Below are 3,477 nucleotides of genomic sequence, written 5' to 3' on the forward strand. Positions count from 1 at the left end.
CGAGTAGTACGTGAACAGGAAGTCGAGCACCGGGTGCCGCTCGCCGCGCGATCGCCGTTCCCGCAACGGATCCGTCCACCGCCGCACGCCGGCGACGTGCGCGGCACGCCGCGCGTGCCAGTCCGCGGGAGCGAGGAGGGTCCGGTGCACGCCGATCACATTACTTGCGGTCCGGCAACCGCAGCTCGCCGATCACGTAGTCGCTCGTGTCCACACTCGACGCGGCCAGGACGAGCTGCTCGTACTCCGGCGGCCACCGGGTGTCGTCCGACCAGTGGACCCTGGACAGGTCCGCGCCGTCGAGGTCGGCGCCCGTCAGGTCGGCGTCCACCAGGTCCGACTGGCGCAGGTTCGCCCCGGTGAGGCGGGCGCCGGTCAGGTTCGCCCCGGTCAGCGCCATGCCCGCCACGGTGGCCCCGTCGAGGTCGGCGTCCCGCAGGTTCGCGTGCGCCAGGTTCGTGTACGTCACGACGATCCCGGCGAGACAGGCGCCGCGCAGGTTCATGACCGTGCCGCCGTCCCTGCCGGGATCCCGGTGCCGCAGCACGGACAGCGCGACCTCCACGTCCTCGGGCGGCCCGCCCCGACCGCAGTCCGCGGTGCGGTTCCGCACGAACGCCGACAGCTCCCTCATGACCGCCGGCTGGTGCGGCGACTCGTACCGCCGCATCAGCCCTTCCAGCTCGTGGATCCCGGCCACCCGCTCGTCGAGGTCCGGTGAGCCGAGCCGGGCGCTCGCGCGTCCCACCGGCTCCGCGACCGGGCGCGGGTCCACCGCGGGCGACGACAGCAGGACGGCCACGACCGCGCCGAGCGCGACCACCGTCACCACGATGGCCAGCGACGCCTGCCGGGACACCATCGCATCAGCATGGCACCGCCGGCAGGCGTCCTTGGTCACGTGTCGGGATCGGTGTGCGTGGCGTCCCGGACGGTACCGACGTACTCCTCGACCAGGTCCTCCAGCGCCACCACGCCGAGCACCGTGCGGTCCGCCGACACCGCCTTCGCGACGTGACTGCGGGCCCGCCGCAACGCCGCGAGCGCCTCGTCGAGCCGCGAGTCGGCCGGGAGCTCCGGCAGGCCGCGGATCCGGTGCGTGGGCACCGGGCTCGACGGGTCCTGGTCCGCGAGGTCCAGCACGTCCTTGACGTGCAGGTACCCGTTCAGCCGGCCGCTCGACATCCGGACGGGGAACCGCGAGAAGCCGGTGCGGTTGACCGCCGCCTCGACGTCCCCGACGGTCGGCGGGTACGGCACGGTCTCGATCTCGTCGAGTGGCACCAGCACCTCCGCGACCGTCCGCTCCGCCGACGACAGCGTCTGTGTGAGCCTGCGGTGCTCCGCCTGGTCGAGCAGGCCCTCACGCCGCGAGTCGGCGATCATGTTGGCCAGCTCCTCCGGCGTGTGCGCGCTCTCGATCTCGTCCTTCGGCTCGACCTTCAGCAACCGCAAGGTGCCGTTCGCGACCGCGTTCAGCAGCGCGATCACCGGGCGGGTCAGCCGGACCCAGCCGACCAGCACGGGCGTCAGCCACACGGCGGTCCGCTCCGGCGCGGCGATCGCGATGTTCTTGGTGACCATCTCGCCCAGCACGATGTGCAGGATCGACACGAACACCAGCGCGATCGCGAAGGCCAGCGTGTGCAGCACCGCGGCCGGCAGGGCCAGCGGCCCGAGCAGGACCTCCAGGAAGTGCGCCACCGTCGGCTCGCCGAGCGCGCCGAGGCCGATGGTGCACAGCGTGATGCCCAGCTGCGCGCCGGCCATCATCATCGACGTGTGCTCGGCCGCGCGCATCACCATGCGCGCCCGGTCCACACCCCGGTCCGCCATCGCCTCCAGCCGGTCGCGCCGCGCGCTGACCAGGGCGAACTCGGCACCGACGAAGAACGCGTTCAGTATCAGCAACAGAACCGCGACCAGGATCGCGCCACCGCCGGTCATCGGGCCCCCACCTCGGACATCCGCGCCACCCGCAGCTCGGCGACGCGATGGCGGTCCATGGCCATCACCGTGATCCGCCAGCCGCCCACCTGGACCTCGTCGTTGACCTCGGGGATCCGGCCGAGCCTGGCCAGCACCAGCCCGGCCAGCGTCTCGTAGTCGCCCGGCGGCATGCGGAACCCGGTGGCGTCGGCCAGCTCGTCGTCGCGCAGCCGGCCGGACACCATCCAGCTGTCCCGGCCCAGCGGGCGCACCGGGTTGATCTCGCCGCGGTCGTGCTCGTCGCGCACGTCGCCGACGATCTCCTCGACCAGGTCCTCCAGCGTCACCAGCCCGGCCGTGCCGCCGTACTCGTCGACGACCACCGCGAGCTGCAGCCCGGACTCACGCAGCCGGTCGAGCAGCGTGTCGCCGTCCAGGCTCTCCGGCACGGTCTGCACCGGCAGCATCAGCTCGCTGACCGGCGTCGCCGCGCGCTTGTCCACCGGCACGCTGAACGCCTGCTTGACGTGCACGACTCCGCGCACGTCGTCCAGGTCGCCCTCGATGACCGGGAACCGCGAGTAGCCGGTGCGGCGGGCCAGCTCGACCAGGTTGAGCACGGTCGCGTCCGCCGGCAGCGACTCGACCTGCACGCGCGGGGTCATCAGCTCGTCGGCCGACCGGTCGCCGAAGCGCAGCGAACGGTCGAGCAGCGTCGCCGTGCCCGGGTCGATCGTGCCGTGCGCGGCGCTGGTGCGGACCAGTGAGCCGAGCTCCTGGGGCGAGCGGGCCGAGGCCAGCTCGTCGGCCGGCTCGATGCCCAGTCGGCGGACCAGCCAGTTCGCGCAGGCGTTGAGCGCGTTGATGAACCAGCGGAGCGCCGCCGAGAACCGGGTCTGGGTGCCGGCGACGGCACGGGCGGTGGCCATCGGTTTCGAGATGGCCAGGTTCTTCGGCACCAGCTCGCCGAACAGCATCGAGATGACGTTCGCGAGGACCAGCGCCAGCACGACCGCCACCGCGACCGAGACGCCGTGTGGGAGGCCGACCGCGTCCAGCACCGGCTCGATCCAGCCGGCGATGATCGGCTCGGCCAGGTAACCCATGGTCAGCGTCGTGATCGTGATGCCGACCTGGGCACCGGAGAGCTGGAACGACAGCGACTGGTGCGCCTGTGCGACGCGCTTGGCGCGCGCGTCACCGACGGTGCGCAGGTGGTGCTCGACCTGACTGCGTTCCAGTGCCGTGAGGGAGAACTCGGCCGCGACGAAGACCGCCGTGCCGAAGGTCAGTGCGAGGACGGCGAGGATGCCGAGTATTTCCAGCAGAGGTCCGGTCATCGACGCACACCGCCGAGGGCCGGACTCGTATGGCAGCCGGGCTCTCCCGGCTGGCTACTGTCGCTGGGGGACTGTGCTTCGGGCACGGTATCCGGTCACTCCTGTCTCACTGGGGATGTGACCAGTGTAAAGGTCCGTGACCGCCTATGGCTGGCGACCGAGTAGCGCCACGAGCCTGTCCTGCGGCGGCGCGTCGTCGGGTACCGGC

At 72.0% G+C, this 3,477-nt stretch carries 3 protein-coding genes and 1 pseudogene; all 4 read right to left on the reverse strand.

Annotated elements, in window-relative coordinates; translation table 11 throughout:
* Positions 1–159, reverse strand: a pseudogene (locus ACJ73U_RS32925) (3-methyladenine DNA glycosylase); the annotation flags it as partial.
* A gap of 1 nt (position 160) precedes the next feature.
* A complete protein-coding gene (locus tag ACJ73U_RS32930; protein ID WP_407781644.1) occupies positions 161–862 on the reverse strand; it encodes a pentapeptide repeat-containing protein in 702 nt (233 codons plus the stop codon).
* A gap of 35 nt (positions 863–897) precedes the next feature.
* Complete coding sequence (locus ACJ73U_RS32935) at positions 898–1,947, reverse strand: hemolysin family protein (RefSeq protein ID WP_407781645.1); 1,050 nt, start codon at positions 1,945–1,947, stop codon at positions 898–900.
* On the reverse strand, positions 1,944–3,269 hold the full coding sequence (locus ACJ73U_RS32940; RefSeq protein WP_407781646.1) for a hemolysin family protein: 1,326 nt from the start codon (positions 3,267–3,269) through the stop codon (positions 1,944–1,946). Before ACJ73U_RS32940 ends, ACJ73U_RS32935 begins: the two co-directional genes overlap by 4 nt.
* Between the last annotated feature and the right edge of the window lie 208 nt (positions 3,270–3,477).

The organism is Actinophytocola sp., assembly GCF_045807065.1.
GTDB lineage: Bacteria > Actinomycetota > Actinomycetes > Mycobacteriales > Pseudonocardiaceae > Actinophytocola.

What these genes read in the sequence shown, in the direction of transcription:
- ACJ73U_RS32930 (WP_407781644.1), bottom strand. Translation starts at nt 862, where the DNA reads ATGGTGTCCCGGCAGGCGTCGCTGGCCATCGTGGTGACGGTGGTCGCG.
- ACJ73U_RS32935 (WP_407781645.1), bottom strand. Translation starts at nt 1,947, where the DNA reads ATGACCGGCGGTGGCGCGATCCTGGTCGCGGTTCTGTTGCTGATACTG.
- ACJ73U_RS32940 (WP_407781646.1), bottom strand. Translation starts at nt 3,269, where the DNA reads ATGACCGGACCTCTGCTGGAAATACTCGGCATCCTCGCCGTCCTCGCA.